General features: G+C 66.0%; 20 protein-coding genes. 11 read left to right on the plus strand and 9 right to left on the minus strand.

Translation table 11 applies throughout. The features are described 5' to 3' along the window. The first annotated feature begins 77 nt into the window (after positions 1-77). Positions 78-965 (plus strand): LysR substrate-binding domain-containing protein, encoded by an 888-nt coding sequence (locus tag V0R62_RS20965; protein WP_330105050.1) that lies wholly within the window; start codon positions 78-80, stop codon positions 963-965. A gap of 21 nt (positions 966-986) precedes the next feature. Here V0R62_RS20965 and V0R62_RS20970 read toward each other — a convergent pair whose 3' ends face one another. Further along, positions 987-1,394, minus strand: coding sequence for a type II toxin-antitoxin system HicB family antitoxin (locus V0R62_RS20970; RefSeq protein WP_330105051.1), 408 nt, complete (start codon positions 1,392-1,394; stop codon positions 987-989). Positions 1,395-1,805: 411 nt separating this feature from the next. Between V0R62_RS20970 and V0R62_RS20975 the strand changes: the two genes are divergently transcribed. From V0R62_RS20975 to V0R62_RS21015, 9 genes are all read left to right on the plus strand, one after another. Beyond that, a complete protein-coding gene (locus tag V0R62_RS20975) occupies positions 1,806-2,411 on the plus strand; it encodes a CDP-alcohol phosphatidyltransferase family protein (protein ID WP_330105052.1) in 606 nt (201 codons plus the stop codon). Positions 2,412-2,441: 30 nt separating this feature from the next. Then, positions 2,442-4,196, plus strand: a complete 1,755-nt coding sequence (locus V0R62_RS20980) for a bifunctional alpha/beta hydrolase/class I SAM-dependent methyltransferase (RefSeq protein ID WP_330105053.1) — start codon at positions 2,442-2,444, stop codon at positions 4,194-4,196. Then, entirely contained in the window at positions 4,196-5,572 is a 1,377-nt protein-coding gene (locus V0R62_RS20985; protein WP_330105054.1) for a phosphatase PAP2/dual specificity phosphatase family protein, read from the plus strand. Before V0R62_RS20980 ends, V0R62_RS20985 begins: the two co-directional genes overlap by 1 nt. Next, positions 5,569-5,988, plus strand: coding sequence for a hypothetical protein (locus V0R62_RS20990; protein WP_330105055.1), 420 nt, complete (start codon positions 5,569-5,571; stop codon positions 5,986-5,988). Before V0R62_RS20985 ends, V0R62_RS20990 begins: the two co-directional genes overlap by 4 nt. A 10-nt stretch (positions 5,989-5,998) precedes the next feature. Then, entirely contained in the window at positions 5,999-6,622 is a 624-nt protein-coding gene (locus tag V0R62_RS20995) for a lysophospholipid acyltransferase family protein (protein WP_062362143.1), read from the plus strand. 1 nt (position 6,623) lies between these two features. Beyond that, positions 6,624-7,556, plus strand: a complete 933-nt coding sequence (locus V0R62_RS21000; RefSeq protein WP_069017061.1) for a phosphatidate cytidylyltransferase — start codon at positions 6,624-6,626, stop codon at positions 7,554-7,556. A 4-nt stretch (positions 7,557-7,560) separates the two neighbouring features. Further along, positions 7,561-8,073 (plus strand): HIT family protein, encoded by a 513-nt coding sequence (locus V0R62_RS21005; RefSeq protein ID WP_330105056.1) that lies wholly within the window; start codon positions 7,561-7,563, stop codon positions 8,071-8,073. Between the two features lie 97 nt (positions 8,074-8,170). Next, entirely contained in the window at positions 8,171-8,515 is a 345-nt protein-coding gene (locus V0R62_RS21010) for a cupin domain-containing protein (protein WP_023631693.1), read from the plus strand. Positions 8,516-8,632: 117 nt separating this feature from the next. After that, positions 8,633-9,427, plus strand: coding sequence for an RHS repeat-associated core domain-containing protein (locus V0R62_RS21015; RefSeq protein ID WP_330105057.1), 795 nt, complete (start codon positions 8,633-8,635; stop codon positions 9,425-9,427). A gap of 130 nt (positions 9,428-9,557) precedes the next feature. Here the strand turns inward: V0R62_RS21015 and mmsB are convergent, their stop codons facing one another. Continuing rightward, on the minus strand, positions 9,558-10,448 hold the full coding sequence (mmsB, locus tag V0R62_RS21020; protein WP_330105058.1) for a 3-hydroxyisobutyrate dehydrogenase: 891 nt from the start codon (positions 10,446-10,448) through the stop codon (positions 9,558-9,560). 10 nt (positions 10,449-10,458) lie between these two features. Next, the gene (locus V0R62_RS21025) at positions 10,459-11,985 is read right to left on the minus strand and encodes a CoA-acylating methylmalonate-semialdehyde dehydrogenase (RefSeq protein ID WP_330105059.1); all 1,527 of its coding nucleotides are present in this window, start codon (positions 11,983-11,985) and stop codon (positions 10,459-10,461) included. 131 nt (positions 11,986-12,116) lie between these two features. Between V0R62_RS21025 and V0R62_RS21030 the strand changes: the two genes are divergently transcribed. Beyond that, positions 12,117-13,067 carry a LysR family transcriptional regulator gene (locus tag V0R62_RS21030; protein WP_330105060.1) on the plus strand — a complete coding sequence of 317 codons (951 nt, stop codon included), beginning with the start codon at positions 12,117-12,119 and terminating at the stop codon, positions 13,065-13,067. A gap of 66 nt (positions 13,068-13,133) precedes the next feature. Here V0R62_RS21030 and V0R62_RS21035 read toward each other — a convergent pair whose 3' ends face one another. The 6 genes from V0R62_RS21035 to recC all read right to left on the minus strand — a co-directional run bounded on the left by V0R62_RS21035 (position 13,134) and on the right by recC (position 24,770). Further along, positions 13,134-13,634, minus strand: a complete 501-nt coding sequence (locus V0R62_RS21035; RefSeq protein ID WP_052896095.1) for an OmpA family protein — start codon at positions 13,632-13,634, stop codon at positions 13,134-13,136. Positions 13,635-13,637: 3 nt separating this feature from the next. Further along, a complete protein-coding gene (locus tag V0R62_RS21040) occupies positions 13,638-14,909 on the minus strand; it encodes a diguanylate cyclase domain-containing protein (protein WP_330105061.1) in 1,272 nt (423 codons plus the stop codon). Continuing rightward, positions 14,906-15,481, minus strand: a complete 576-nt coding sequence (locus V0R62_RS21045; RefSeq protein WP_330105062.1) for a YfiR family protein — start codon at positions 15,479-15,481, stop codon at positions 14,906-14,908. The genes V0R62_RS21040 and V0R62_RS21045 overlap by 4 nt, the downstream gene beginning before the upstream one ends. Before the next feature lie 69 nt (positions 15,482-15,550). After that, positions 15,551-17,626: an exodeoxyribonuclease V subunit alpha gene (gene recD, locus V0R62_RS21050; protein WP_330105063.1), complete on the minus strand. Its 2,076-nt coding sequence runs from the start codon at positions 17,624-17,626 to the stop codon at positions 15,551-15,553. Further along, positions 17,623-21,294 (minus strand): exodeoxyribonuclease V subunit beta, encoded by a 3,672-nt coding sequence (gene recB / locus V0R62_RS21055; protein WP_330105064.1) that lies wholly within the window; start codon positions 21,292-21,294, stop codon positions 17,623-17,625. The genes recD and recB overlap by 4 nt, the downstream gene beginning before the upstream one ends. Further along, entirely contained in the window at positions 21,291-24,770 is a 3,480-nt protein-coding gene (gene recC / locus V0R62_RS21060) for an exodeoxyribonuclease V subunit gamma (RefSeq protein WP_330105065.1), read from the minus strand. The genes recB and recC overlap by 4 nt, the downstream gene beginning before the upstream one ends. Between the last annotated feature and the right edge of the window lie 132 nt (positions 24,771-24,902).

Raw genomic sequence — 24,902 nt, forward strand, 5'->3', positions numbered from 1 at the left:
GGCGTCATCCTGCCGTGCGGCCAGCGCGCTGAAAATCTGCCATATACTCAGGCAGACTCTTTCCAGGACAGAGGCAGATGCATTTCGACCTGATCGATCTCAAGCTGTTCCAGCATACCCTCGAGAGCGGCAACATCACCGAAGGTGCCCGACGCAGTCACCTGTCGCTGCCAGCGGCCAGTGCCCGCATTCGCGCCATGGAAGCTTCGTTGGGCATCCCCCTGCTTACCCGCAATCGCCGTGGTGTACAGCCCACACCTGCCGGCCAGGCGCTCCTGCAGCATGCGCGGCTGATTGCCCGGCAGTTGGAGCGCCTGCAATACGACCTGGGGCAGTACGCCCAAGGCCTGCAAGGACAAGTACGCCTGCTGTGCAACACGGCAGCACTGACCGAGTACCTGCCGGAGTTGCTGGCCAGCTATCTGGTCGAGCATCCGGGGGGGAGTGTCGATATCCAGGAGTTGCCGAGCCTTGGCATCGTCCAGGCGATCACCCAGGGCATGGCGGACCTGGGCATCATTTCCAGCGCCGCGCCTTGCGAGCATCTGCAGACACGGCCGTTTCGCGATGATCCGCTGGTGCTGGTAATGCCCCAGGGACATCCGCTGGACGCCCATGATGAGGCAAGTTTCAACGCGAGTCTGGACCATGGGCATGTGGGGCTTGGCGCCAACAGCGCCCTCGCGTTACACCTTGAGGAACAGGCGCTACGTCAGGGAAGGCGCATGCAGGTGCGGGTTCGTGCGGAAGGGTTCGATGGGGTGATCCGCATGGTCTCGGGTGGGGCCGGCGTGGCAGTGGTGCCACTGGCCTCGGTTCGGCGCTGGGAAGGCGTCCTGCCGCTGCGTTGGGTTGCCCTGCGAGAGGACTGGGCCAATCGCCATTTGCTCCTCTGCTCGCGGGATTTCAGCGTATTGCCGGGATACGCCGCCGTGCTGGTCGATCGCTTGGCCGAGCCTGTCTGAATATGACCGGGGCGCGCAGGCTCAGTACACCTCAGCCAGTTCGCGCAGCGCCGCCGAAGCCAGAAATGCGGAGCGTGAAGCGTAGCGATTATCCTGCTTCACCCTATCGTCGATTCGTTGCAACAAGTTCTTGGGCAACGTCGCACTGAAACGTACCGCCGTCCCCAGGTACGGCGTTGCGTCGAAGTCCACCAACGCCCAGAGGCCGCCTGCATACTCTGGGTTGTCCACATGCACATCCATTTCCTGCACCTGCGGCAGGGGCGCGCCATCGGCCACCAGCCCTTCATAATGCAGCGCCAGCGCCTCCTGAACGTTCTCCAGTGCCTGGGGGACCGTGGCACCTGCGGAAAAACAGCCAGGTACATCGGGGATGGTGACGCCGTAATAGGTCTCACGGGACTTGTGCAGGACAACAAGTAGGTTCATCGGCTCTCTCGCTTTGTCGAGCTGCCATGGTTGGGTATCTTCCGGGCAGCGCTTCCGGTCGGTGAACCGCGAAACTAGAACGTTCAGCCGCACCCTCGCAATGTGCCAGGCGGCAGTGAAACAAGTTTCGGAAATGAACTACAGCCGAGTACCGGAACGCGCTGTACGGCCCCTCGCGGGACAAGCCCGCGCCTACAACGATTGCGCCAAATCTGTAGGAGATTGTCCTGACTATTGCACTACCCTGCCTTCGCGGGAAACAGAGTGGGAGCGGGCTGCCCCGCGATCAATGCCGGCAAAGGCCACCTCAATTACCTCGCCCTCCTCACAACTCCACTACGCTCCCCTTGCCGCCCCCCCGCCTGATTCCCCACAATCGCGTCCATGCCGCACCACGACAGGGAATTCAACGTGCCATCGATCTACCAGCTCAAACCCCGCTTCCAGGCGTTGCTGCGCCCTGCCGTCCAGCGCCTGTTCGACCGCGGCGTCACCGCCAACCAGGTCACGGTCACCGCTGCCGCGGTTTCCGTCCTGCTGGGCCTGTTGCTGGCCTGGCTGCCCCAGGTCACCTGGCTGTTCCTCCTGATACCGGTGTGGATGCTGCTGCGCATGGCGCTGAACGCAGTCGACGGCATGCTCGCCCGGGAGTTCGGCCAACAGTCCAAACTCGGTGCCTATCTCAATGAACTGTGCGACGTGATTGCCGACACCGCCCTCTACCTGCCCTTCGCCCTGCTGCCGGGCGTTTCGCCGACACTGGTGGTGCTGGTGGTGGTGTTCGCGGTGATCAGCGAATACGCCGGGGTGATGGGCCCGCTAGCCGGCGCATCACGCCGCTACGACGGGCCGATGGGCAAGAGCGACCGGGCCTTCGCCTTCGGCATGCTGGGTACCGGCGTGGGGTTCGGGCTGCTGGGCGCGACCTGGATCAACGGCCTGCTGCTGGTCATCCTGCTGCTCTCGCTCTATACCCTCTACAACCGGGTTCGCCACGGCCTGGCCGAAACCCGTTGAGCCCCTCGCTGCCGGACAAGGATATTCGCCATGCGCCAAGCGCAATCGCTGCACTTCTGCACCCATGACGGCGTCGAGCTGCACTATCGTCACTGGCCTGCCACACGCAACGAACACCAGCCGCGCCGGGCCGTGGTGATGTTCCATCGCGGCCACGAGCACGGAGGACGCATGGCCCACCTGGCCGATGAACTGGACATGCCCGGCTACGACTTCTACGCCTGGGATGCCCGTGGCCATGGGCAGTCGCCGGGGGCTCGCGGCGACAGTCCGGGCTTCGCCACCAGCGTGCGCGACGTGCAGACCTTCATCGAGCACATCCAGGCGCAGCACGGCATCGCCGAGGCCGACATGGTGGTGCTGGCGCAGAGCGTCGGCGCGGTATTGATCGCCACCTGGGCCCACGATTATGCGCCCAGGGTACGTTGCCTGGTACTCGCCTCACCGGCCTTCAAGGTCAAGCTCTACGTACCCTTCGCCCGCCCCGGGCTGAAGCTGATGAAGGCCCTGCGCGGCAACTTCTTCGTCAACAGCTACGTCAAGCCGCGCCTGCTGACCCATGACCCGGAGCGGGTCATGTCCTATGTCGCCGACCCGCTGATCAGCCGGCCCATTTCCGTCACCATGCTGCTGGGCCTGTACGACGCCGCCGACCGTGTGGTCGCCGATGCCCAGGCGATCCAGGTGCCGACGCAGCTGCTGATCTCCGGCGCCGACCTGGTGGTCGAGCGCAAGCCGCAAGAACGGTTCTTCGACCGCCTGGGCAGCGCACGCAAAGAGAAGCATATCCTCCCCGGTTTCTTCCACGACACCCTCGGCGAACGCGACCGCGCTCATGCCCTGGCGCGGATCCAGCGTTTCATTGCCCACTGCTTCGACGCACCGCAAGCCCAGCCGTCGTTGCTCGATGCCGACAAGAGTGGTGCCAGCTGCGCCGAGGCCGAGAGCCTGGCCGCGCCGTTGCCGCACCATTCGCCAGGCGACCTCTACTGGCGTGCCACCCGCGCCGGCCTGCGCTTGGGCAAAGGCCTTTCCGAAGGGGTGAAGCTGGGCTTCGACACCGGTTTCGACTCCGGCTCGACCCTCGACTACATCTACCGCAACACCCCGACCGGCAAGGGCAAGCTGGGCGAGCTGATCGACCGCAACTACCTGGATGCCATCGGCTGGCGCGGTATCCGCCAGCGCAAGCTGAACGTCGAGGAACTGCTGCGCCTGGCCATCGCCCGCCTGCGCGAACAGCAGCGCCCGGTGCATATCGTCGATATCGCCGCCGGCCATGGCCGCTACATCCTCGAAGCGCTGCAAGGCTTGCAGCAGTTGCCCAACTCGATCCTGCTGCGCGACTACAGCGAGCTGAACGTGCAACAGGGCAATGCCTTGATCAGTGAAAAGGGCCTGGCCGAGATCGCCCGCTTCGTCCAGGGCGATGCCTTCGACCGCCAGAGCCTGGCCGCGCTTGACCCGCATCCGACACTGGCAGTGGTCTCGGGCCTTTACGAACTGTTCCCCAGCAACGAGCTGGTCGGCAACTCGCTGGCGGGACTGGCCGACGCGGTCGAGGACGGCGGCTACCTTGTCTACACCGGCCAGCCCTGGCACCCGCAGTTGGAGATGATCGCCCGCGCCCTGACCAGCCACCGTGGCGGCCAGGCCTGGGTGATGCGCCGGCGCAGCCAGGCGGAGATGGACCAGCTGGTGGAAGCGGCAGGGTTCCGCAAGATTACCCAGCGCATCGACGAGTGGGGCATCTTCAGCGTCAGCCTGGCGCAGCGGGTGCGCTGATGGCCCGTGAAGCCGGGCTGGTCCGTCGCGGTATCCTGTGGCTGTTGCTGCTCGGACCGTTCTTCTTCCTCAGCTACGGCCTGGCCAACACCTATACCGCCGGCCGCGATGATATCGGCAGCCTGGTGTTCACCTGGGAGCGGCAGGTGCCGCTGTGGCCCTGGACGATCATCCCGTACTGGTCGATCGACCTGCTGTACGGGTTGTCGTTCCTGCTGCCTCGCTCGCGTTCAGAGATGGACCGCCATGCCCTGGCGCTGCTGACGGCGCAACTGATCTGCGTGGCCAGCTTCCTGCTCTGGCCGCTGCGCTTCACCTTCGAGCGCCCCGAGCTGTCGGGGCTGTTCGGCTGGCTGTTCGATGTGCTGATGGGCTTCGACAAGCCCTACAACCAGGCGCCGTCGTTGCACATCGCGTTGCTGGTGATCATCTGGACGATGTTCGCCCGGCATACGCGGCATCCTGCCTGGCGCTGGGTGGTGCACGGCTGGATGGGGCTGATCGGGCTGTCGGTGCTGACCACCTGGCAGCATCATTTCATCGATGTGCCGACCGGGGCGCTGGCGGGACTTTTCTGCCTTTGGCTGTGGCCGCACAGCGGTCCGTTGCCCTGGCGACAGGCACGTCTGGCGCAGAATCCGAAACGTTGGCGCCTGGCGCTGCGCTATGGCCTGGGCGCGGCCGTGCTTGGGCTACTGGCAATGAAGATCGCCGGTGGCGGGTTGTGGTTGCTGTGGCCGGCGCTGTCGTTGCTGCTGGTGGCGCTGAACTATGCCCTGTTCGGCGCCGCAGGTTTCCAGAAAGGCACCGACGGGAGACTGTCAGTGGCCGCCACCTGGCTGCTGGCGCCATACCTGCTGGGCGCCTGGATTAACTCGCGGCTATGGACCTGGCGGCATCCGCAGGCGGATGAGGTGGCCGATGGCGTGTATCTCGGCAGAGTGCCGGGGCGCACTGAAGCGTCTGCGTTCGCGGCGATTGTCGACCTGAGCGCGGAGCTGCCCTGTCTTGCTGTCCCTCACCAGAGCATCGCGGGGCAAGCCCGCTCCCACAACGCGGCTTGCCCCGCGATGAAGGCGCTGAAAACACCACAGGACTACCAGAGCCTGCCGACCCTGGACCTGATTGCCCCAGACCGGGAAATCCTGCAACAGGCCGCCAAGGCCATCGAACACCGCCATCAACAAGGCCCGGTGCTGGTCTGCTGCGCTCTGGGCTACTCCCGCAGCGCCAGCGCCGTCGCCGCCTGGCTGTTGCTCAGCGGCCGCTGTGCCAGTGCCGAACAGGCCGAAGCGCTGATTCGCCAGGCGCGTCCCGGCGTGGTCCTGCACCCGGCCCACCGCCTGGCACTGCATCACCTGGAGTCTCAGTCATGAGGCTGTTGCTCGTCGCCAGCCTGCTCGCCCGTGGCCGACAGCTGGAGCGCCTATCGGACGGCCTGACCCTGCTGGCCCTGGCCTGCACCCTGGCACCACTGCTCGGCCTGCCAATGGCGACGCTGCCTCACCTGCTCTGCGGCCTGTTGCTGCTGCTCGGCCTTGCCCACAAGTACTGGGCCCTGCGCGTCGCCCTGGATGCCGACCTGTTCGCCCGCCTCGGCGCCAGCAGCGACCTGCCTGCCGACACCCAGGCCTTGGACCACGCCCTGTTCGACCTGCGCCTAAAGCCTGCGCCCAACGACCCGCGCGACTGGCCGACCCGCAGCCGGGCCGCCCTGGCCCTGCTGCGGCGCCAGGCCCTGTGCCTGACCCTGCAGGTCGCATTAATGCTGACCCTCCCCTTCACCGGATAAGACCAATGCCATGCTCGCCAGCCTGACTGCCTTCGTCATCACTTCCGCCGCCCGCCTGATCACCGGCGCCCGCGCCCTGTGGCTGGGCTGCACGCCGCAACCGGTGCAACGCCTGTACTTCGCCAACCACAGCAGCCATGGCGATTTCGTGCTGCTGTGGGCGGCGCTGCCCGAGCCGCTGCGCCGCCGCACCCGCCCCGTGGCGGGCGCCGACTACTGGTGCAAGCCGGGCATCCGCGACTTTCTGATCCGCCAGGTGTTCAACGGCGTGCTGATCGACCGCCAGCACGGCGCAAGCGAAGGCAACCCGCTGCAACCGGTGCTCGAGGCCTTCGCCCAGGGCGACTCGCTGATCTTCTTCCCGGAGGGCACGCGCAACCTGACCGACGACCCGTTGCTGCCATTCAAGAGCGGCCTGTTCCACCTGGCCTCGGCCAACCCCCAGGTCGAGCTGGTGCCGGTGTGGATCGCCAACCTCAACCGGGTCATGCCCAAGGGCCGCGCCTTGCCGCTGCCACTGCTGTGCACCCTGAGCTTCGGCGAGCCGCTGCACCTGCAGCCGGACGAGGGCAAGCACGCCTTTCTCGAGCGGGCCCGCCAGGCCCTGCTGAACCTGGCCCCGAAGGAAGCCTGAGATGGATCACAACACCCTGTCGCTGTTCGCCGGCATCGGCGCCCTGCTGCTGCTCGCCAGCCTGATCGGCCGCCTGCTCAAATGGCGCGCCGGCCCCGCACCGCACGCGGTGATCGACAACCTCAACGCGCGCATCAACGCCTGGTGGGTGATGGTGCTGGTGATCGGCATCGCCTTCCTGTTCGGCAAGTACGGCGTGATCGTGCTGTTCTACGGCGTGTCGTTCTATGCCCTGCGCGAGTTCATGACCCTCACCCCGACCCGACGCAGCGACTACCCGGCGCTGGTGGCGGCGTTCTACGTGGCGCTGCCGGTGCAGTACCTGCTGATCGCCATGGACTGGTATGGGCTGTTCAGCATCTTCATCCCGGTGTACCTGTTCCTGTTGCTGCCGATCCTGGCCAGTTTCGGCGGCGACACCACGCGCTTCCTCGAGCGCGCCTCCAAGGTACAGTGGGGCCTGATGATCGCGGTGTACTGCGTGTCGTCGGTGCCGGCGTTGATGACCCTGGACATCCCCGGCTACGAGGGCCGCAACCTGCTGCTGATCGCCTGGCTGATCCTGGTGGTGCAGATCAGCGACGTGCTGCAGTACGTGTGCGGCAAGCTGTTCGGCAAGCGCAAGGTGGCGCCGAACCTGTCGCCGTCGAAGACCGTCGAAGGCCTGGCCGGCGGCGTGGCACTTGCCACCCTGGTCGGCGCCCTGTTGTGCTGGATCACCCCCTTTACCTTCTGGCAGGCGGCGCTGATGGCCTTGACCGTCAATGCCATGGGTTTCTTCGGCGGGCTGGTGATGTCGGCGATCAAGCGCGACCGCGGCGTGAAGGACTGGGGCCACATGATCGAAGGCCACGGCGGCATGCTCGACCGCATGGACTCGGTGTGTTTCGCCGCTCCGGTGTTCTTCCATTTCGTGCGTTACTGGTGGGCGTGAGGCGATGGAGATTCCGGTCGAATACATCGTCCATGAAAGCGCGCACTGGGTCGTCAATCATCACCTGGCCTCGCACCTGCCCGGCTACCTGATGCTCGGTTCGCGGGCTGGCGTCGCCAGCCTCGCGGAGCTGCCAGGCGAAGCCCTGGCAGAGATGGGCCTGCTGATGGGCAGGATGCAAGGTGCCATGGAGCAGGAGCTGGCGCCCAAATGGCTGTACATCGGGCGCTTCGGGCATGTACCAGGGCATCCCCTGCACTTTCACTTCATCCCGGTATACGACTGGGTCGAAGCGCTGTTCTGGCGCGATGAGCGCTACCGTTCGCTGCAGCAATTCGGCTCGATGGAACAGGCGCTGTCCAAGACCGACGGCGCGGAGCTGACCTTGTTCGTCTGGCGGGAGTTCGGGGAAAGCCCGACACCACCAGCAGTACCCGGGCGGGGTGTACCCGAGGTGATCGCTGCCCTGCGTAGTCGGCTTCAGCCCACTGCTGCGCAAGATCCATACCGCGCATAGCGCGCACAGACAGTTGGGTGTCGACCCCAGGCAACTGCAGGCGTGGCGATGGCCCTAAGGTGGTGCGTCATCTCCCCCACATGCCTGGAGCCACGCCATGTCCGATTTCATCACCGTCCTGCGCGAAACCTGCCCGACCCCGGTGGTCGACGCGACCAAGTGGAAGCGCATCGGCGGCGACCCGCACACCGTCAACCTCAATGCCTACCTGTCCGCCGACGGCAGCAAGATCATGGGCACCTGGATCTGCACGCCGGGCAAGTTCGAGGTCAACTACGAGAAGTGGGAGTACTGCCACTTCCTCGATGGCTATTGCATCGTCACCCCAGAGGGCGAGGAGCCGAAGCACCTGAAAGCAGGGGATGTGTTCGTAATCGAACCGGGGATGAAGGGAACCTGGGAAGTGGTCGAGACGGTGCGCAAGTATTTCGTGTTTGCCTGAAGCAATCAAAGCCGCCTGCGGTCCACCTGGTAGAAATGCCAGTTGTGACGCGACCCTGCGGGGTTCAAGCTGCGGCGGTTCCTTTTTGCTTTGGCAACTAAACATGGTGCGTAGCCAATGCTCAAGCGCCCTCCCGATATACTTCTGGCAAGCGACCTCCAAGGCTCCGTTCTGAGCGCTTGCCAGGACCAGAGTTTCCACAATGTCGCTTATACGGCATACGGTCGGGGTTCACGGGCCATAGGCTCCATGTCACTGCTTGCCTTCACTGGCCACTATCAGGAACCCTTCACGGCCAGCTATCTCTTCGGTAACGGTTACCGTGCGTACCACCCCGAATTGATGCGCTTTCTGTCTCCCGACAGCCTGAGTCCCTTCGGTAAAGGTGGAGTAAATGCCTACGCTTACTGTGCCTGCGACCCCGTGAACTTCAAAGATTTCTCAGGGCATTCAAAATCGCTCATCGTCCAGATTGGCGCACTACCCCGCCTCGAGATCGACTTCAATCTTTCTTCCCAACAGGTCAGTCAGCAGGAGCTTTGGCAGCGACCGGGTAATACGAAAAACCTGAACATGGGACCCAAAACCCGCACCCTCCTCCGCCGTGACACATTTTACTCAGTCCCGATTGGAGAAAAGGAATACGTCATTGCAGACCACCATATACAAGAGTTCATCAGCAACGGCATTGAGCTCAAACAACTGGCGACCACCCTCCAGATTTACAAACAAGACCCGAACACATCTGCAACGCGGATCAACGACCTGAACCGCGAGATCAATAAGCGCAGCAAAAGAAACCAGGCGATTGTGAAATTTGGCAAAGAAATCCATGCGGCCGCACGATCCCCCGAAGTGCAGAACATCAATATCAGAGGTGATTACAGAATGACCTCACCGGATCCACGCTAAAGCGTTTGTTATCTGAAGTGTTTCGGACAGCCTTTAAGGAACAAAAAAAATCGCGGAACGAATACCCCTCTCCCTGGTGCGCAGTTACAGGGGAAAGGGCACTCGTTTCGCGATCAAGTCCACTCGCTCGTCAATCCTTCTTGCGGTACCCCTCGACGATCGCCGAGAAATCCTTGCCGCCTTCGCCGCGCAGGCTCATCGCCTGGTACAGCTGCTGGGCCACGGCGCCGAGGATCACCGGCTGGTGCGCCTGGCGCGCGGCCTCGGTGGCCAGCCCCAGGTCCTTGAGCATCAGCTCGGCACCGAAGCCACCGGTGTAGCCGCGCGAGGCCGGGGCGGTCTCGATGATGCCCGGCCACGGGTTGTAGGTGTCCGAACTCCAGCAACGCCCGGTGGAGCTGTTGATGATGCCGGCCAGCACCTTGGTGTCGATGCCCAGTGCATTGCCCAGGGCCATGGCCTCGGACACACCGATCATCGAGATGCCCAGCAGCAAGTTGTTGCAGATCTTGGCGATCTGCCCGGTACCGACCTCGCCACAGTGCACGATATTGCGGCCCATCTGCGCCAGCACCGGCTGGAGCGTGGCGAACAGCTCGGCGCTGGCGCCGACCATGAAGGTCAGGGTGCCGGCCGCCGCGCCGCCGGTACCGCCGGAGACCGGCGCATCGCCCATGTCGATACCCTTGGCCGCCGCGGCCTTGGAGACGTCACGGGCGGTCTGCGGGTCGATGGTGCTGCAATCCACGGTCGGGGTGCCGGGGCGGATGCCGGCCAGCACGCCGGTTTCTTCATCCAGGTAAACGCCGCGCACATGGGCGGCGGCCGGCAGCATGGTGATCACCAGCTCGCTGTTGGCGGCGGCGTCCTTCGGCGACGTACTGACCTGGCCGCCCAGCTCGGCGAGTTCGGCCAGCACGGTCTTGTTCAGGTCGAACAGGTTCAGCTGGTGCCCGGCCTTGATCAGGTTACGGGCCATGGGCGCGCCCATGTTGCCCAGGCCGATGAAAGCGATACGCATGGCGTTCTCCTTAGCGCAGGCTGATGGTGGTGTTCACACCGTCACCCGCGCTGTCATCGTCGAACCAGCGGGCGGTGACGGTCTTGGTCTGAGTGTAGAACTGCACCACCTGCTTGCCGTACGGGCCGAGGTCACCGAGCTTGGAACCACGGGAACCGGTAAAGCTGAAGAACGGTACCGGCACCGGGATCGGGATGTTGATGCCGACCTGGCCGATATCGATCTCGCTCTGGAACTTGCGCGCCGCCGCGCCGCTCTGGGTGAACAGGCCAGTGCCGTTGCCGAACGGGTTGGCGTTGACCAGGGCGATGGCCTCGTCGAGGGTGTCGACTTCCAGGGTCACCAGCACCGGACCGAAGATTTCCTGGGTGTAGACCTGCATGTCGGTCTTCACCCCGGAGAACAGGGTCGGGCCGACGAAGTTGCCCTGCTCGTAGCCCGGCACCTTCACATCGCGGCCGTCCAGTTCGAGCTTGGCGCCTTCCTTGATACCGCTTTCGATCAAGCCCAGCACACGCTCCTTGGCGCGCTTGGAGACCACCGGGCCGACATCGGTGCCCGGCTCGTTGCCGGCGTTGACCTTGAGCTTGCTCGCCGCGTCCTTGATATCCGGCAGCCATTCGCGAGCCTTGCCCACCAGCACCGCCACCGAGGTGGCCATGCAGCGCTGGCCGGCCGCGCCGAAGGCGGCGCCGACCAGGGCGTTGATGGTCTGGGTGCGGTTGGCGTCGGGCAGCACCACGGCATGGTTCTTGGCGCCCATCATCGACTGCACGCGCTTGCCGTGCAGGCTGCCCAGGTTGTAGACGTGGGTGCCGACTTCGGTCGAGCCAACGAACGAGATCGCCTTGATGTCCTGGTGGGTGCAGATCATGTCGACCACCTGCTTGCCACCGTGCACCACGTTGAGCACGCCGGCCGGGATGCCGGCTTCCAGTGCCAGCTCGACCAGCATCATGGTCGACAGCGGGTCCTGCTCGGACGGCTTGAGCACGAAGGTGTTGCCGCAGACGATGGCCATCGGGAACATCCACAGCGGGATCATCGCCGGGAAGTTGAACGGGGTGATGCCGGCGCACACGCCGATCGGCTGGCGCAGGGTATAGGTGTCGACACCGCCGGCGACGTTCTCGGCGAACTCGCCCATCTGCAGGGTGCCGATGGAGGCGGCGTGCTCGACCACTTCCAGGCCACGGAAGATATCGCCCTCGGCGTCGGCGATGGTCTTGCCCTGTTCGGCGCTGAGGGTCACGGCGATGCGCTTGCTGTGTTCGCGGATCAGCGCCTGCAGCTTGAGCATGATACGCATGCGCGCGCCGATCGGGGTGTCGCGCCAGGTCTTGAAGGCGCGCTCGGCGGCGGCCACGGCGGCGTTGACTTCCTCGGCGGTGGCGAACGGCACCCGCGCCAGCACTTGCTGGGTCGCCGGGTTGACGATGTCACGCCATTCGGTGGTCTTCGACTCGACCCATTGGCCGTCGATCAGCAGCTTGACCTGCTCGACCTTGGTCTGGTCGGGCGTCTGGGGTGCGTTCATCTGCGCTCTCCTTGGAATTATTGTCGGAACGAGGACGCCTACGCCGCAGCGAACGGGGTGGCGCTCAGGGGCTGAGTTCGAGTATAGATGTGCAAACATCCAACAAGAATGCACAAAAAAACCGGATCATCATGCAAAAAGACCTCACCTCCCTGAGCGCGCTGAACTGGGACGACCTCAAGTTCTTTCTTGAGGTGGCGCGCACCCGCAAGGCCAGCAGTGCGGCCAAGCGCCTGGCCGTGGACTACACCACGGTGTCGCGGCGCATCGGCTCGCTGGAAGGGGCGCTAGGCACTTTGCTGTTCGAAAAATCGCGGACCAACGGCTTCGTCCTTACCGCCGAAGGACAACGCCTGCTGGGCTATGCCGAATCGATCGAGAGCACCCTGCACATGGCCTGTGAGCAGGTCTCGGGGTCAGGCGTGGCGTTGTCGGGGCATGTGCGCATGGGTTGCACCGAAGGCTTCGGCAGCTTCTTCGTCACCCCGCAGTTGAGCCATTTCGTCGATGCCTGGCCGGCGATCTCGGTGGATATCCTGCCGCTGCCGCACTTCATCAGCCTGTCCAAGCGCGAGGCCGATATCGTCATCGCCCTGGAGCGCCCGGAACATGGGCCTTACGTGTGCTGCAAGCTGTGCGACTACCGCCTGCGCCTGTATGCCACCCAAGACTATCTGGACAGCCACGAGCCGATCCGCGAGATCGCCGACCTGGGGCACCATCCGTTCATCAGCTACGTGGACGACCTGGCGTTCAGCTCGGAGCTGCTGTACCTGGCCAACCTGATCCCCAACGCCAACGCGCACCTGCGCAGCACCAGCGTGATCGCCCAGTATACGGCGGCCTTGCAGGGGCGCGGGCTGGCGATCCTGCCGTGCTTCCTGGCGGCGCAGGATCCGCGACTGGTGACAGTGCTACCGGAGGAGATCGAGGTGACGCGGCAATTCTGGATGTACTGCCGGGAAGATCTGCGCAAGTTGAAGCGGATCACGCTGCTGTGGGACTACATCCGCGAGGTGACCGAGGCCAATGCGCCATTGCTGATGGGCGAGACACGGGAGATGAAGTTCGCTCGGGATTGAGGGTACGCATCATCGCGGGGCAAGCCCACTCCCACGTTTGGACCAGCTTGCCACGCGATGCGTGCCTCAATCCGACGCCACCACGATCGACACCCGCCGGTTCTCCATGCGTCCCGCCGCGGTGCGGTTGTCCGCTACCGGCTGGCTGCTGCCCATGCCGCGGGTCTGGATGTTCTGCGGCTGCATGCCGATGCCGATCAACGCCTTGGCCACACTCTGGGCACGACGCTCAGAGAGCTGCTGGTTGTAGGCAGCCTTGCCCGAAGCGTCGGCATGGCCGTCGATGCGCACGCGCTGGATATCCACCGACAGCAGCGCCTTGCCGATACGCTCGACGATCGACTCGCTGGCGCTGTTGAGGCTGTCCAGGTCACTGCCGAACAGCACCTTGCCCGACAGGTCGAACGCCCAGCCCTCGTCGGTCGGGGCGAAGCCCTCGCGCTTGAGCACGGCGACCTGCTCGGGGGTCAGCCCCTTTGGCGGCACGCTCTGGCAGCCGGCCAGGGTCAGCAGCGCCAGCAGCAGGGTGAATAACGGGAAACGCAGCACGGAAAAACGCTTGGTCACGGTTCAGCTCCTGTTCTTTGCATCAGGGGCGCAGCGTTCCGTCTGCGCCACTTGCCAATGGCCACGGCGATTGCGCTTGGCCTGGTACATCGCCGCATCGGCGGCATTGAGCAGACTGGCCGGGTCGCGGCCGTCGTCCGGGTAATAGGCGATACCGACGCTCAGCGAGGTGGTCAGGCTGGTGCCATCCTCCAGCTGCACCGGCAGCTTCATGCTGGCAACGATCTTCTCGGCGATACGCTGGGCATCCTCGCGCGAGTGCAGCGGCGTCAGCAGCACGGCGAACTCGTCGCCGCCCAGACGCGCCACCAGGTCATGCTCGCGCAGTTGCGCACGCACGCGGTTGGCCACGCTTATCAGCACTTCGTCCCCCACTGCATGGCCGAGGCTGTCGTTGATCTGCTTGAAGTGGTCGCTGTCGAGGAACAACAGCGCCAGGTGGTCTTCAGTACGCGCGGCATTGCGCAGGCTGCGGCTCAACCGCCCTTCGAAGAAGGCGCGGTTGGGCAGGCCGGTGAGGCTGTCATGGCTGGCCTGGTGGGCGAGGCTTTCGTTCTCGCTCTGCAGGTGGCTCTGCCAGACCTCCAGCTCGTCGAGCAGGGCATTGAAGTCGTTGCCCAGTTCGTTGAGTTCGGCGATCTGGGTCTGCGGCACCCGCCGGTCGAAACTGCGCTCGCGCCGCGCGGCGTGGGCAACGCTGGCCAGGTTGCGCAAGGGGCGGATGATGTCGCCGAACAAGCGTCGCGACAGGTACAGCGCCAGCACCGCGCTGAGCACCGTGCACACCAGGATGCCCACCAGGCCGCTGAGCAGGAAGCGCACCAGGCTGCCGCCCTGCCCGGTCAGCTCGATATGACCGACCCGCTGGCCCATGTGCTGCACCGGCATGCTGATCGGTTCCTCCAGCAGGCTGCGCGCCACTTGCGACTGCAACTGCGCCATTACCCCCTGCTCGTCGCGTTGCCAGTGGGCGAGCAGGTCGCCATCGTTGTCGTACACCTTGGCGTCGGCCACTTCTTCGGTGGAGGCGATCAGCGCCAGGGCCTCGTTGGCCGCAGCACTGTCGTCGAACACCACGGCGGCCTCGACGGTGTAGTTGATGGAGCGGGCGATCAGGTGCAGGTTGTGGTTGGCATACACACGCAACGCCGCCACCCCGAGCAGGGTCACCAGCACCCCGGCCAGACCCGCGGCGAGCAAGGCCACGCCCAGGTGACCCCGCCCGAGCACGGCGCGAAGGGTCGGCCGGCTGAAGCGCCTGGCTGAACGTTTCATGGCTGCCCCGCCCGCCGTCGCGACAGCTGCAGCACGCTGGGATGGATGCGCACGCCGCTGCGTGCCACCGAGTCGAGGTTGACGTCGAACGCCACCTGCTGATCGCCGACCCGCAGGCAGAACAGGCTCCCCACCGTGCACGGATCGTCGGCCTCGCTGATGCTCAGCACCGGGTGGCCGTTGATCCGCTGGAACAATCGCTCACGTTGCTGCTTGTCGAGCTTACCGAGGTAGATGGCGTCGCAGGCACTGGCCACACTGGGGTCGTCGGCGAGCAGGCGGCGCACCTGCAGGGGTTGCCCGGACTGCTGCAAATTGCCCTTGATGAGGTCGTCGGCATATTCGGTCGGACCGACCAGGCACAGGCGCAGGGGATTGGGGTCGGCAGGCCAGCGGGCGTAGCTGAGGATGCCCAGCACGACCTGGGTCACGGCCTTGGCCCTTAGCTGCACCTGCGCCTGCGATACGGCATTGTCCGCCCAGGCGGGCGCGCCGTTCGACAACAGCATGGCCATCAGCAACGAGAGCGCACAGCCCTTCACGCGTCCCAGGGCCGAGACAGCCACTGTCATGGGGGGAAATCTCACAAAATGTTTGCGGATAATGCCGCAACGATAGCATATCGGCGGCAAACTCCAGAGTCAGACTTGCTCCAGCATCAGCCCCGAGACCCGGCGGACCTTGCGCCCCACTGCCTCCTCGAACACCCCGGCGCGCGGCTCGATCAGGCTGAAGCAATGCTTGGCGCGGGTGATCCCGGTGTACACCAGTTCCTTGGTCAGCACCGGGTTCAGCGCGTCAGGCAGCACCAGTGCGGTATGGCTGAACTCCGAGCCCTGGGACTTGTGCACGGTCATGGCGAACACCGTTTCCACCTCGCTGAGACGGCTGGGCAGGACGAAGCGCACCCCGCCGCTGCCATCGTTGCGCGGGAAGGCCACGCGCAGCAGCGCCTCGCCCTGATCGTCCGGCAGGCGTAGGGCGATGCCGATATCGCCGTTCATCAGCCCGAGGCCATAGTCGTTGCGGGTGACCAGTACCGGGCGACCCTCGTACCAGGGTTGCTGGCTGTCGATCAGCCCGGCGTTGTGCAGCACCCGGGCGACCCGCTCATTGAGGCCTTCGACGCCCCAGGCGCCCTTGCGCACGGCGCAGAGCAACTGGAACGCCTCGAAGCTCTGCAGCACCTCGGCCGCCCAGCGCTCCCAGCGCGGATCGTCGCCTGGCGTGCCTGGCGGCGGGCGCAGGCGACCGATGGTACGCAGGTAGCCGCGATACCCCTGTGGCCCCTCGGAACCTTGGTTGAGGCCATCGAGCAGCAGGCGGTCGAAGCGTTTGTCATGCTCGCCGCCCAGGGTCAGGCAATGAACATCCGCCGGTCGGGCCGCCAGCAGCGCACGCGCCTCCAGGGCTTGCTGGCGATTGACCAGGCGCGCCAACTGGCCGATACCGCTGCCTTCGCCGAAACGCCGCGAGTGGCGCAGCATCACGATCTGCTGGGCCAGCGGGTTACGCTGGCCATCGCCCGGCCTCAGGCCGATGTCGGCCAGCGACTGTCCGCCCACCTGCTCCAGCCAGGCCAGGGTCTGCGGCCAGTAGCAGCCGTCTTCGGCGTCGCGGCACAGGTCGCCCAGCACCGCTCCGGCCTCCACCGAAGCGAGCTGGTCCTTGTCGCCCAGCAGCACCAGCCGCGCGTTGGCCGGCAGGGCATCGAGCAGATTGGCCATCATCTCCAGGTCGATCATCGAGGCTTCATCGACCACCAGCACATCCAGGGGCAACGGGTTGCCGGCATGATGGCGGAAGTGCCGAGAGCCCGGGCGGCTACCCAGCAGGCGGTGCACGGTGCTGACTTCGGTGGGGATCTGCGCCCGCACCGCGCCATCCACCTGCAAGCGCTCCACCTGCTGGCCGATGGACTCGGTGAGGCGCGCCGCGGCCTTGCCGGTCGGCGCCGCCAGACGGATGCGCAGCGGCCGTCCTTGTTCGACCGCAGGGCCCTGCAACAGCGCCAGCAGGCGTACCACGGTGGTGGTCTTGCCGGTTCCGGGGCCGCCGGTGATGACACTGAAACCGGCCCGGGTGGCCAGGGCGCAGGCCAGCATCTGCCAGTCCACCTCGCCTGCGCTCGAGCCACCTTCGAACAGTTGCGCCAAGCGTTGTGCCAGGTCGGCCGGCTGCGGCTGAAGGCGCGCCAGGCGCTCATGCAGGGCGTTGTCGATGCGTCGCTCGTAGGTCCAATAGCGGCGCAGGTACAGGCGCTCGCCGCTGACCACCAGTGGCCGGGCACGCTGCTCGACGGTATCGCCGGCGGCAACCAGGGGGCTCTCGGCGATCCGCTGCAACCAGGTGCCCAGGTCGAGGCTGGCCAGCAGTTGCGAAGGCAGCAGCAACGGCCCGGCCAGGGCATCGCCTTCCGGTGGCAGCGACAGGGCGAAATCCGGCTCGGCGAGGGTCTGTTGCAGGTCGAGGCACACATGGCCATGACCCAGCTGGTGGCTGGCCAGGGCGGCGGCCAGCAGCACCAGCGGATCGCCGCCCGGCGCCCGCTCCTCGAGGAAACTCACGAAAGCCCGGTCCAAAGCCCGCAGCCAGCCGCGCTCGACCCAGCGATCGAGCAGCGCCAGCAAGTCCTGGCTGTGGCGTAGCGGCGCCAGGGCGCTCAGGTGCTCGGCCTGCAAGGGCGTGGGCAGCAGGTCGTCGAGGTTGCGGCTCATGGCGTGGCTCCGGCAAACAGGTCCTGTTGGGCAGGTTCTTGCTCACCCCGGAACATCGCGTCGAGCTGTTCGATCAGCGCCCGGGGAGGCCGCGCATGATACAGCCCATGGCCGGCCGAGGTGACGCCACGCAGGAAGATGAACACGGCGCCGCCGACGTGCCGGTCGTAGTCGTAGTCGGGCAGGCGCGCGCGCAGCTGGCGATGCAGGGCCAGCAGGTAGAGCACGTACTGCAGGTCGTAGCGGTGCTCGAGGATTGCCTGCTCCATGGCCAGGGCGCCGTAGGCCTCGGCGTCGGGGCCGAGCCAGTTGGACTTGTAGTCGGCCACGTAATAGCGCCCGTCAAGTTCGAAGGCCAGGTCGATGAAGCCCTTGAACATGCCGTTGAGCACGGTCGGCTGGGCGGCCGCCCGCGTCATCCCAACGTGGGTGTGGCGCGCCACCAGATGGTCGAGGCGCACCGCGTCGACCTGATGGCTGGCGAACCAGAACTCCATTTCGACCTGGTAGCGCTCGAGGCCTGCGAGGGTCAAGGTGGCCCCTTGCAACGGCATGGGCTGGACCAGCAGTTGCTGTAGCCACTGGGTCAGCGTGGGAATCCAGCCGGTCCAGTCGCGCCGGTTGCAGCGCTGGCCCACGGTGCGCTCGATCACCTGCCCCTGGGCGGCGACCCCCGCGAACCCTTCGCGCCCCGCCCATTCGAGCAGGCCATGAAGGAAGGTGCCCGGATTCGGCCCACGGGGGAAGCGGTGGATATCGCCCGCCTCGGCCGGCACCTCACGCAGCGACTGGCTGTCCAGCACCTCGTCGTCCAGCAGTTGCTGGGCCTGGGAGCTGTCGGCGACCAGGGTCTGGTCACCGACCCGCAAGGCACTGTACGAGGCGATCCACCAGTGCTCCGCAGCGGCCCGACGAGGCTTGCGCGGCGGCAGCAGCTCGCGCTGGCTGTCCGGCGTGCGGTAGCACAGGGCCTGGACCTCAGGCAGTGGACCATGGGTGATGGCCGGGTTGCCAGCCGCCAGGGTGGCGAGCCATTCGCCCAGCTGACTGGAAGCCGCCAACGGCAGGCCACCGCCCAGCAGGTAGCCCAAGGCCGAAGGATGCAGCTGCGAACTGCGCTGGGTGCCGCGCTTGAGGTCGGCAACGCCCAGCCAGCAGGCATGCTGGGCACGGGTCAGGGCGACGTAGAGCAGGCGCAGGTCCTCGGCCAGGCGTTCGTCGTCGGCGCGCTCGATCTGCTCGGCGTCCGGCGTCAGGGTCAGGTGCGCCACGCCCTGGTCGTCGTGCCAGCCCAGGGGCAGGCGCTGGCCATCCACCGGCTTGCTGGTGCAGATGAACGGCAGGTACACCAAGGGGTATTCCAGGCCCTTGGACTTGTGGATGGTCACCACCTTGACCAGTTGCTCGTCGCTTTCCAGGCGCAGGATCTGCTCCTCTCCGGCCTGCCCGGCGTTGGCCAGGTGCTCGGTGAGATGGCGGATCAGCGCCTGCTCGCCATCCAGCTCGCCTGCGGCCTGCTGCAGCAGTTCGGCCAGGTGCAGCAGGTTGGTCAGCACCCGTTCGCCGTCGCTGCGGCCCATCAGCGCTCGCGGCAGTTGGAAGTCGTGCAGCAGGCGGCGCAGCATCGGCAGCACGCCCTGACGCTGCCAGGTGTCGCGGTAACGGCGGAAGCGCATCACCCAGCTTTCCCAGACTCGCTCGTCCTGGTTCAGGCGCTCCAGTTCGATAAGCGGCAGGTCGAGGGTCAGGCTGGCCAGGGCGGCCTTGAGCATACGCTCCGAGTCCGGCTCGGCGCAGGCCTTGAGCCAGGCCAGCAGGTCATGGGCCTCCTGGGCGGCGAACACCGAGTCCTTGTCCGACAGGTATACGCTGCGCACATCGCGAGCCGCCAGCTCGGCGCGGACCAGCTGGGCCTCACGACCGTCGCGCACCAGGATGGCGATATCGGAAGGCAGGCAGGGCCGCAGCTTGCCGGCGGCATCGGCGAAACCGCTGACGCCCTGCTGCCCACCCTCGAGCAGCTCGACGATATGGCTGGCGCAACTGGCGGCCAACTGCTGGCGATACGACGTGCTGGATACCGGCTCGTCGCTCTCCAGCTGCCAGCAATGCAGGGCCGCGCTGGGCTGCCCGGCGATCAGCAGTTGCTCGCCACGGCCTTTGGCGCGCACTTCGACGAAGGGCAGCGGATTGTCGCCCTGGGTCCGGAACAGAAAAGCGCCACGGCCCTCGGCGCGTTCCTCGGCCAGGAGGAACACCCGGTTGACCGCCGCGACCATGGCCTGGCTGGAGCGGTAGTTGGTGTCCAGGCTGTGCAGGCGCCCGGCGGTGGCGCGGCGCGCGGCCAGGTAGGTGAAGATGTCGGCGCCACGGAAGGCGTAGATCGCCTGCTTGGGGTCACCGATCATGAACAGGCCGGTGTCCGGGTTGTTCTCGGTGATGCGGTAGATGCGTTCGAAGATCCCGTACTGGACAGGGTCGGTGTCCTGGAACTCGTCGATCAACGCGACCGGGAACTGCTCGCGGATCAACGCGGCCAGGCGCTCGCCCGAGTCGCTGCCCAGGGCATGTTCCAGGCGCAGCAGCATGTCGTCGAAACCCATTTCGGCGCGGCGACGTTTCTCCACCTCGAAGCGCGCCGATACCCAGGCGGCGGCATGTTCCAGCAATCGTGCATCGGGACTGGCCAGCCCCTGGAGCTGCTCGCGCAAGGACTCCATGGCCCGCAGTGCCGGGTGTTGCGGCGGCTCGCCGGACTTCCAGGCCTCGGCCAGGCCAGCGGGCGTCAGGCGGGTGAAGCCGGTGCCCAGGTCCAATTCCATGGCTTGCTCATCACCGGCCCAGGCCCGCAGCTTGTCGAACCAGGGTTCGAAATAGCGTGCCTGCAGCTTGCGCCCGTCGGCCTGCTTGGCCGCCACGGCATCGCGGCAGATCTGCTGCAGCTCGTCGGCCCAGGCGCCCCAGGGCGCCTTGAGCTGCGCCAGTTGTTCCGTGCGCTGGCGCAGGGTCGCCTCGATCAAGGCTTGTGGATCTTGATCGTCCACCTGGCCCCGGACACGGCCGAACAGCGGCCTGATCCTTGGCAGCAAGGCATCGGGGCTGCCCCAGTTGCCACGTACCCAGGCCAGCGACTCGCCGCGCATGCCGTAGCAGAAGCGCCGCCAGTAGTCGCGCATGACCTGGCCCAGCAGTTCGCTGTGATCGGTCTCCAGGCTCTGGGTGAACAGGCTGCCGCTGTCGAAAGCGTGCTCGCGCAACATGCGCTGGCACCAGCCGTGGATGGTCGAGACGGCGGCCTCGTCCATCCACTGCACGGCGATCTCCAGACGGCTGGCGCAGCGTGGCCATTGCTCCTGTGGATAATCGTCGCGCAGCAGGTGCAACAACGGGTCGGCACCGTCCAGCTCACCGCGGAAGAAACGCGCCGCCTCGGCCAGGCGCGCGCGGATACGCTCGCGCAGCTCCTTGGTGGCCGCGTCGGTGAAGGTCACCACGAGGATCTGCGGTGGCAGCAGTTCGCGGCTGAACCCTTGCTCACCGCCATGGCCGAGGATCAAGCGCAGGTACAGGGCCGAGATGGTGAACGTCTTGCCGGTGCCGGCGCTGGCTTCGATCAGCTGGCTGCCGTGCAGGGGGAAACTCAGCGCCAGGGGGCGGGCTTGGGTCATTGGGCGTTCTCCGGGTTACCCAGGGTCTGCCAGGGCGCTGCGAACAGGGGGCGATACAAGGCTTCGCACCAGCCTTCGAAGGTTTCGTCGAGGGCCAGCGCGGCGAAGTCACGGTACTGGCGGGCCAAGGCCAGGCTTTCGCTGCGCTCACCGAAGCTGTTCTGGCCGTCACCCTCATAGGCGCGGATCGCGGCGGCCACGGCCTTGTCCGGATCCTCCTGGGCCAGCCAGGCGAAGGCGGTCTTGGCTGCCACCGGCAAAGGGGCGTTCATGCCCGCCTGGCGTGCCACCAACAGTTCGCCCAGGCGCTCTGCCGCCTCGCTCTGGGGCAACGGGACCAGCAGCAGGGTCAGGTCACTGGCCACCAACGCGCTGTGCAGCGGATAGCCCGAGGCGCAGGCGGCAAGGTGCATGACCCAGGCCGGCACCAGTCGGTGCCACCTCAGGCTGTTGCGCCCGGCACTGAGGGTGTTGGGCACGGTGGCGATGCTCAGCAGGCTGTGGTCCTCGGCCTGGTACACCCGGCCGAGCCAGCCCTCGAGGCGCAGCGATCCCTGCTCGAAATGGATCGGCAAGGCGCCTTCGACCTGGGTTGGCCAGCGCTGCAGCAGTTGCCGATGGCGTTGCAGCAGGTCCGGCAGCGGCTGGATCAGCTCGGCCTGTAACGCTTCGCCGAAGCCTGCCAAGGGCAGCATCCCGCAGGCCTGGAGGCGTCGGGCCTGGTCCTGCAGCGCCCGCTCGGCGTTGTTCGGATCGGCCAGCGCGGCGCCGAGCAGGCTTTCGCTCAGGCCATAGCGTTGCAGGGCGTCCAGCACGAAGGGTTCCTCGTCCGGGGTCGGTGCCTCCAGCGCTTCGAAGAACACTTTCAGACGCTGGCTGAAGAAATGCCGTACCGGATGGCGCAGGAAGTCCTGAAGCTGCACCAGATTGAGCGGCTCATCGCCGGCGTAGGGCGACAGGGCGGTAGGCGCTTGCGCTTCATCCCCGGCCTGGTGCAACGCCAACCATTCATGGGCGAAGCTGAACAACGGGCTGCCCTTCTGGAAATAGCGCTGGCTGAACGGCTGCAACGGATGCTCCTGGGTCAGGGCATGCAACAGCTGCTGTCCAGGGTCGTCGCGTTGGCCGGTCTTGGCGCCGGCGAGCTGCCAGCCGGCGGCCAGGTGATCGCGCAGCTGCCCGATCAACACCGAGGACGGGCGCTCGCTGTTGTCGCGGATGCTGCGCCCAACCCAGCTGACATAGAGCTGGTCGCGTGCCGAGAGCAGGGCCTCGAGCAACAGGTAACGGTCATCCTCGCGGCGGGAACGGTCCCCTGGCCGGTAATCGCTGGCCATCAGGTCGAAGTCGAGGGGCGGCTGGGCACGCGGGTAGTCGCCGTCGTTCATGCCCAGCAGGCAGACCACCCTGAACGGGATGGCCCGCATGGGCATCAGGGTGCAGAAGTTCACCGAGCCGGCCAGGAAGCGCTGGGACAACTTGCCCTGGTCCAGCCCGGACAGCCAGGCTTCGCGCACCACGGTCAGTGGCAGCAGGTCGTGCAGACCGACCGCGTCGCAGGTTTCCAGCCAGGTGTCACGCAGGTCCTGCAGCTGCACCAGGAGCAGTTCGTCGTGCTCGTTCTCGGCCAGGAAGAAGATCTGCAGCAACGCATGCAGCCGTACCCCCCACTCCGTCGCCGAGGCCGGCTGTGAGAGCGCCTGGCAGGCAATGTCCAGGGCATCGAGCAACGCCACCAACGGGCCGATCAGCGCGGCGTCGAGGCCACCGATCTCATCGTACGGCTCGATACCGTCACAGCCTTCGCCCACGCCGACCGCATACCCCAGCAGCATGCGTCGCAAGCCGAAGCGCCAACTGTTCTGCTCAAGCCCCTCAGGCAGGCCGAAGCTGGCGCGTTGCTCGGCGCTCAACCCCCAGCGGATGCCGGCGCCTTCGATCCAGCGGTGCAGGGTTGGCAGGTCACTTTCCTGGATGGCGAAACGGGCGCGCACTGCCGGCACATCCAGCAGGTCGAGCACTTCGCTGACGGCGAAACGGCTGTCAGGCAGCTTGAGCAGATGCTCCAGGGCGATCAACAGCGGGTCGCGACCACGCTGGCCCTGGTCGGTCAGGGTGAACGGGATATAGCGCGGATCGTTGCGGTCGAGCTGGCCGAACACCGCGCGGATATGCGGTGCGTAGGTGTCGATGGCCGGCAGCATGACGATGACGTCGCGGGGTCGCAGCGTGGGGTCGGCACTGAAGCGGGCGAGCAACTGATCGTGCAGGATCTCCACTTCGCGTTGTGGGCTGTGGGCCAGGTGGAAACGCACGGAACGGTCCTTGGCCGGATCAACCGCCGGCCATTGCTCGCGAGTCTCGGCCAGGGGGCGCAGCTCGAGGATGTCGTCCTGCAACTGGTTGAGCAGGGTCTTGGGCTCACCTTCGCTGAACAGGTCGATGCGTCCGTCGCTGAAGACGCCCTGGTAACTGCCGGGATCGTCGTAGCTGTCGAGCAGGTTGATATAGTCGCGCCCCTGTTTGCCCCAGGCCGCCAACAGCGGGTGTGCATGCTGGTGCAGCAGCTCATCGTCCAGTTGCAGGGGCATGCCCTGCTTGCGTTGCTGGCGCTTGTACTGGTGTCGCAACAGGTCCTTGTCGGCAACGATATCGCCCCAGTGGTGACGGCAAGGGTTGTGCACGCACAGCAGTACCTGGCTGAAGCGGGCCAGGCCTGCCAGGGCCTCCAATATCTGGGCGGGCAGCGACGAGATGCCGAACACGATCAGCCGCGCTGGCAGCCCGACGGGGGCCTGCTCCAGGCCGTTGATCCGCTCGATGAAACGTTGATGCACGCCGGCCCGGCTCTGGGCCATGCCCGCCTCGCCCACGTCCTCGAGCAGGATCCGCCAAAGCTCGGCCTGCCAGCGATTGCCGGCGGCCAGCGGCTTGCGCTCGCCGCGCGCGGTGTTGAGCACATGGGCACCACTTGCCCAGTCCTTCAGCCAGTCGGCGCGGTAGACCTGGTACTGGTCGAACAGGTCGGCAAGGCGCTCGGCCAGCTGGTAGCGCTTGCGCAGGTCGCTGTCATCGGTGAGGAAGCGACGCAGGGGCTCGAAGTGCGGTCGCTCGATCACTTCCGGGAGCAGGCGCATCAGGCGCCAGGTCAGGGGCGCCTTGTCGAGCAGCGACACCTCGGGGATTTCATCGCGCCCCAGCACGCGGCGGTACAACTGCCACATGAAGCTGCCCGGCAGTTGCACATCGATGGCGGCGGCGATCCCGCAACCGCCTTGGTCGTCGTCCTGCGGGTCTTCGGCCAGGGCCAGTTTCAACCACTGGGCGATACCGTTGCTCTGCACCAGGGCGATTTCGTTTTCCAGTGGCGCCAGGGGGTAACGGCGCATCACGCTCACCACCAGATTGCGCAGGTCGTCCAGGCGGTTGCCCTGGACGATCATGAAGCCTGGGTGAAGTGAGGTGGTCTGGGGCATTGGGTGGTCTCGGAAGTGCGGTTGGTGCCGAACAGGAACCTTATCACGGAGGCGGTTGACGCGATCCCTGTAGGAGCGGCCTTGTGCCGCGAATGGGCTGCGTAGCGGCCCCAGGATCTTGGGTCTGTCTCA

The sequence above is a fragment of the Pseudomonas carassii genome (assembly GCF_036324045.1).
Taxonomy (GTDB): Bacteria; Pseudomonadota; Gammaproteobacteria; order Pseudomonadales; family Pseudomonadaceae; genus Aquipseudomonas; species Aquipseudomonas peradeniyensis.

What these genes read in the sequence shown, in the direction of transcription:
- V0R62_RS20965 (WP_330105050.1), top strand. Translation starts at nt 78, where the DNA reads ATGCATTTCGACCTGATCGATCTCAAGCTGTTCCAGCATACCCTCGAG.
- V0R62_RS20970 (WP_330105051.1), bottom strand. Translation starts at nt 1,394, where the DNA reads ATGAACCTACTTGTTGTCCTGCACAAGTCCCGTGAGACCTATTACGGC.
- V0R62_RS20980 (WP_330105053.1), top strand. Translation starts at nt 2,442, where the DNA reads ATGCGCCAAGCGCAATCGCTGCACTTCTGCACCCATGACGGCGTCGAG.
- V0R62_RS20985 (WP_330105054.1), top strand. Translation starts at nt 4,196, where the DNA reads ATGGCCCGTGAAGCCGGGCTGGTCCGTCGCGGTATCCTGTGGCTGTTG.
- V0R62_RS20990 (WP_330105055.1), top strand. Translation starts at nt 5,569, where the DNA reads ATGAGGCTGTTGCTCGTCGCCAGCCTGCTCGCCCGTGGCCGACAGCTG.
- V0R62_RS20995 (WP_062362143.1), top strand. Translation starts at nt 5,999, where the DNA reads ATGCTCGCCAGCCTGACTGCCTTCGTCATCACTTCCGCCGCCCGCCTG.
- V0R62_RS21000 (WP_069017061.1), top strand. Translation starts at nt 6,624, where the DNA reads ATGGATCACAACACCCTGTCGCTGTTCGCCGGCATCGGCGCCCTGCTG.
- V0R62_RS21005 (WP_330105056.1), top strand. Translation starts at nt 7,561, where the DNA reads ATGGAGATTCCGGTCGAATACATCGTCCATGAAAGCGCGCACTGGGTC.
- V0R62_RS21010 (WP_023631693.1), top strand. Translation starts at nt 8,171, where the DNA reads ATGTCCGATTTCATCACCGTCCTGCGCGAAACCTGCCCGACCCCGGTG.
- V0R62_RS21015 (WP_330105057.1), top strand. Translation starts at nt 8,633, where the DNA reads ATGCTCAAGCGCCCTCCCGATATACTTCTGGCAAGCGACCTCCAAGGC.
- mmsB (WP_330105058.1), bottom strand. Translation starts at nt 10,448, where the DNA reads ATGCGTATCGCTTTCATCGGCCTGGGCAACATGGGCGCGCCCATGGCC.
- V0R62_RS21025 (WP_330105059.1), bottom strand. Translation starts at nt 11,985, where the DNA reads ATGAACGCACCCCAGACGCCCGACCAGACCAAGGTCGAGCAGGTCAAG.
- V0R62_RS21030 (WP_330105060.1), top strand. Translation starts at nt 12,117, where the DNA reads ATGCAAAAAGACCTCACCTCCCTGAGCGCGCTGAACTGGGACGACCTC.
- V0R62_RS21040 (WP_330105061.1), bottom strand. Translation starts at nt 14,909, where the DNA reads ATGAAACGTTCAGCCAGGCGCTTCAGCCGGCCGACCCTTCGCGCCGTG.
- V0R62_RS21045 (WP_330105062.1), bottom strand. Translation starts at nt 15,481, where the DNA reads ATGACAGTGGCTGTCTCGGCCCTGGGACGCGTGAAGGGCTGTGCGCTC.
- recD (WP_330105063.1), bottom strand. Translation starts at nt 17,626, where the DNA reads ATGAGCCGCAACCTCGACGACCTGCTGCCCACGCCCTTGCAGGCCGAG.
- recB (WP_330105064.1), bottom strand. Translation starts at nt 21,294, where the DNA reads ATGACCCAAGCCCGCCCCCTGGCGCTGAGTTTCCCCCTGCACGGCAGC.
- recC (WP_330105065.1), bottom strand. Translation starts at nt 24,770, where the DNA reads ATGCCCCAGACCACCTCACTTCACCCAGGCTTCATGATCGTCCAGGGC.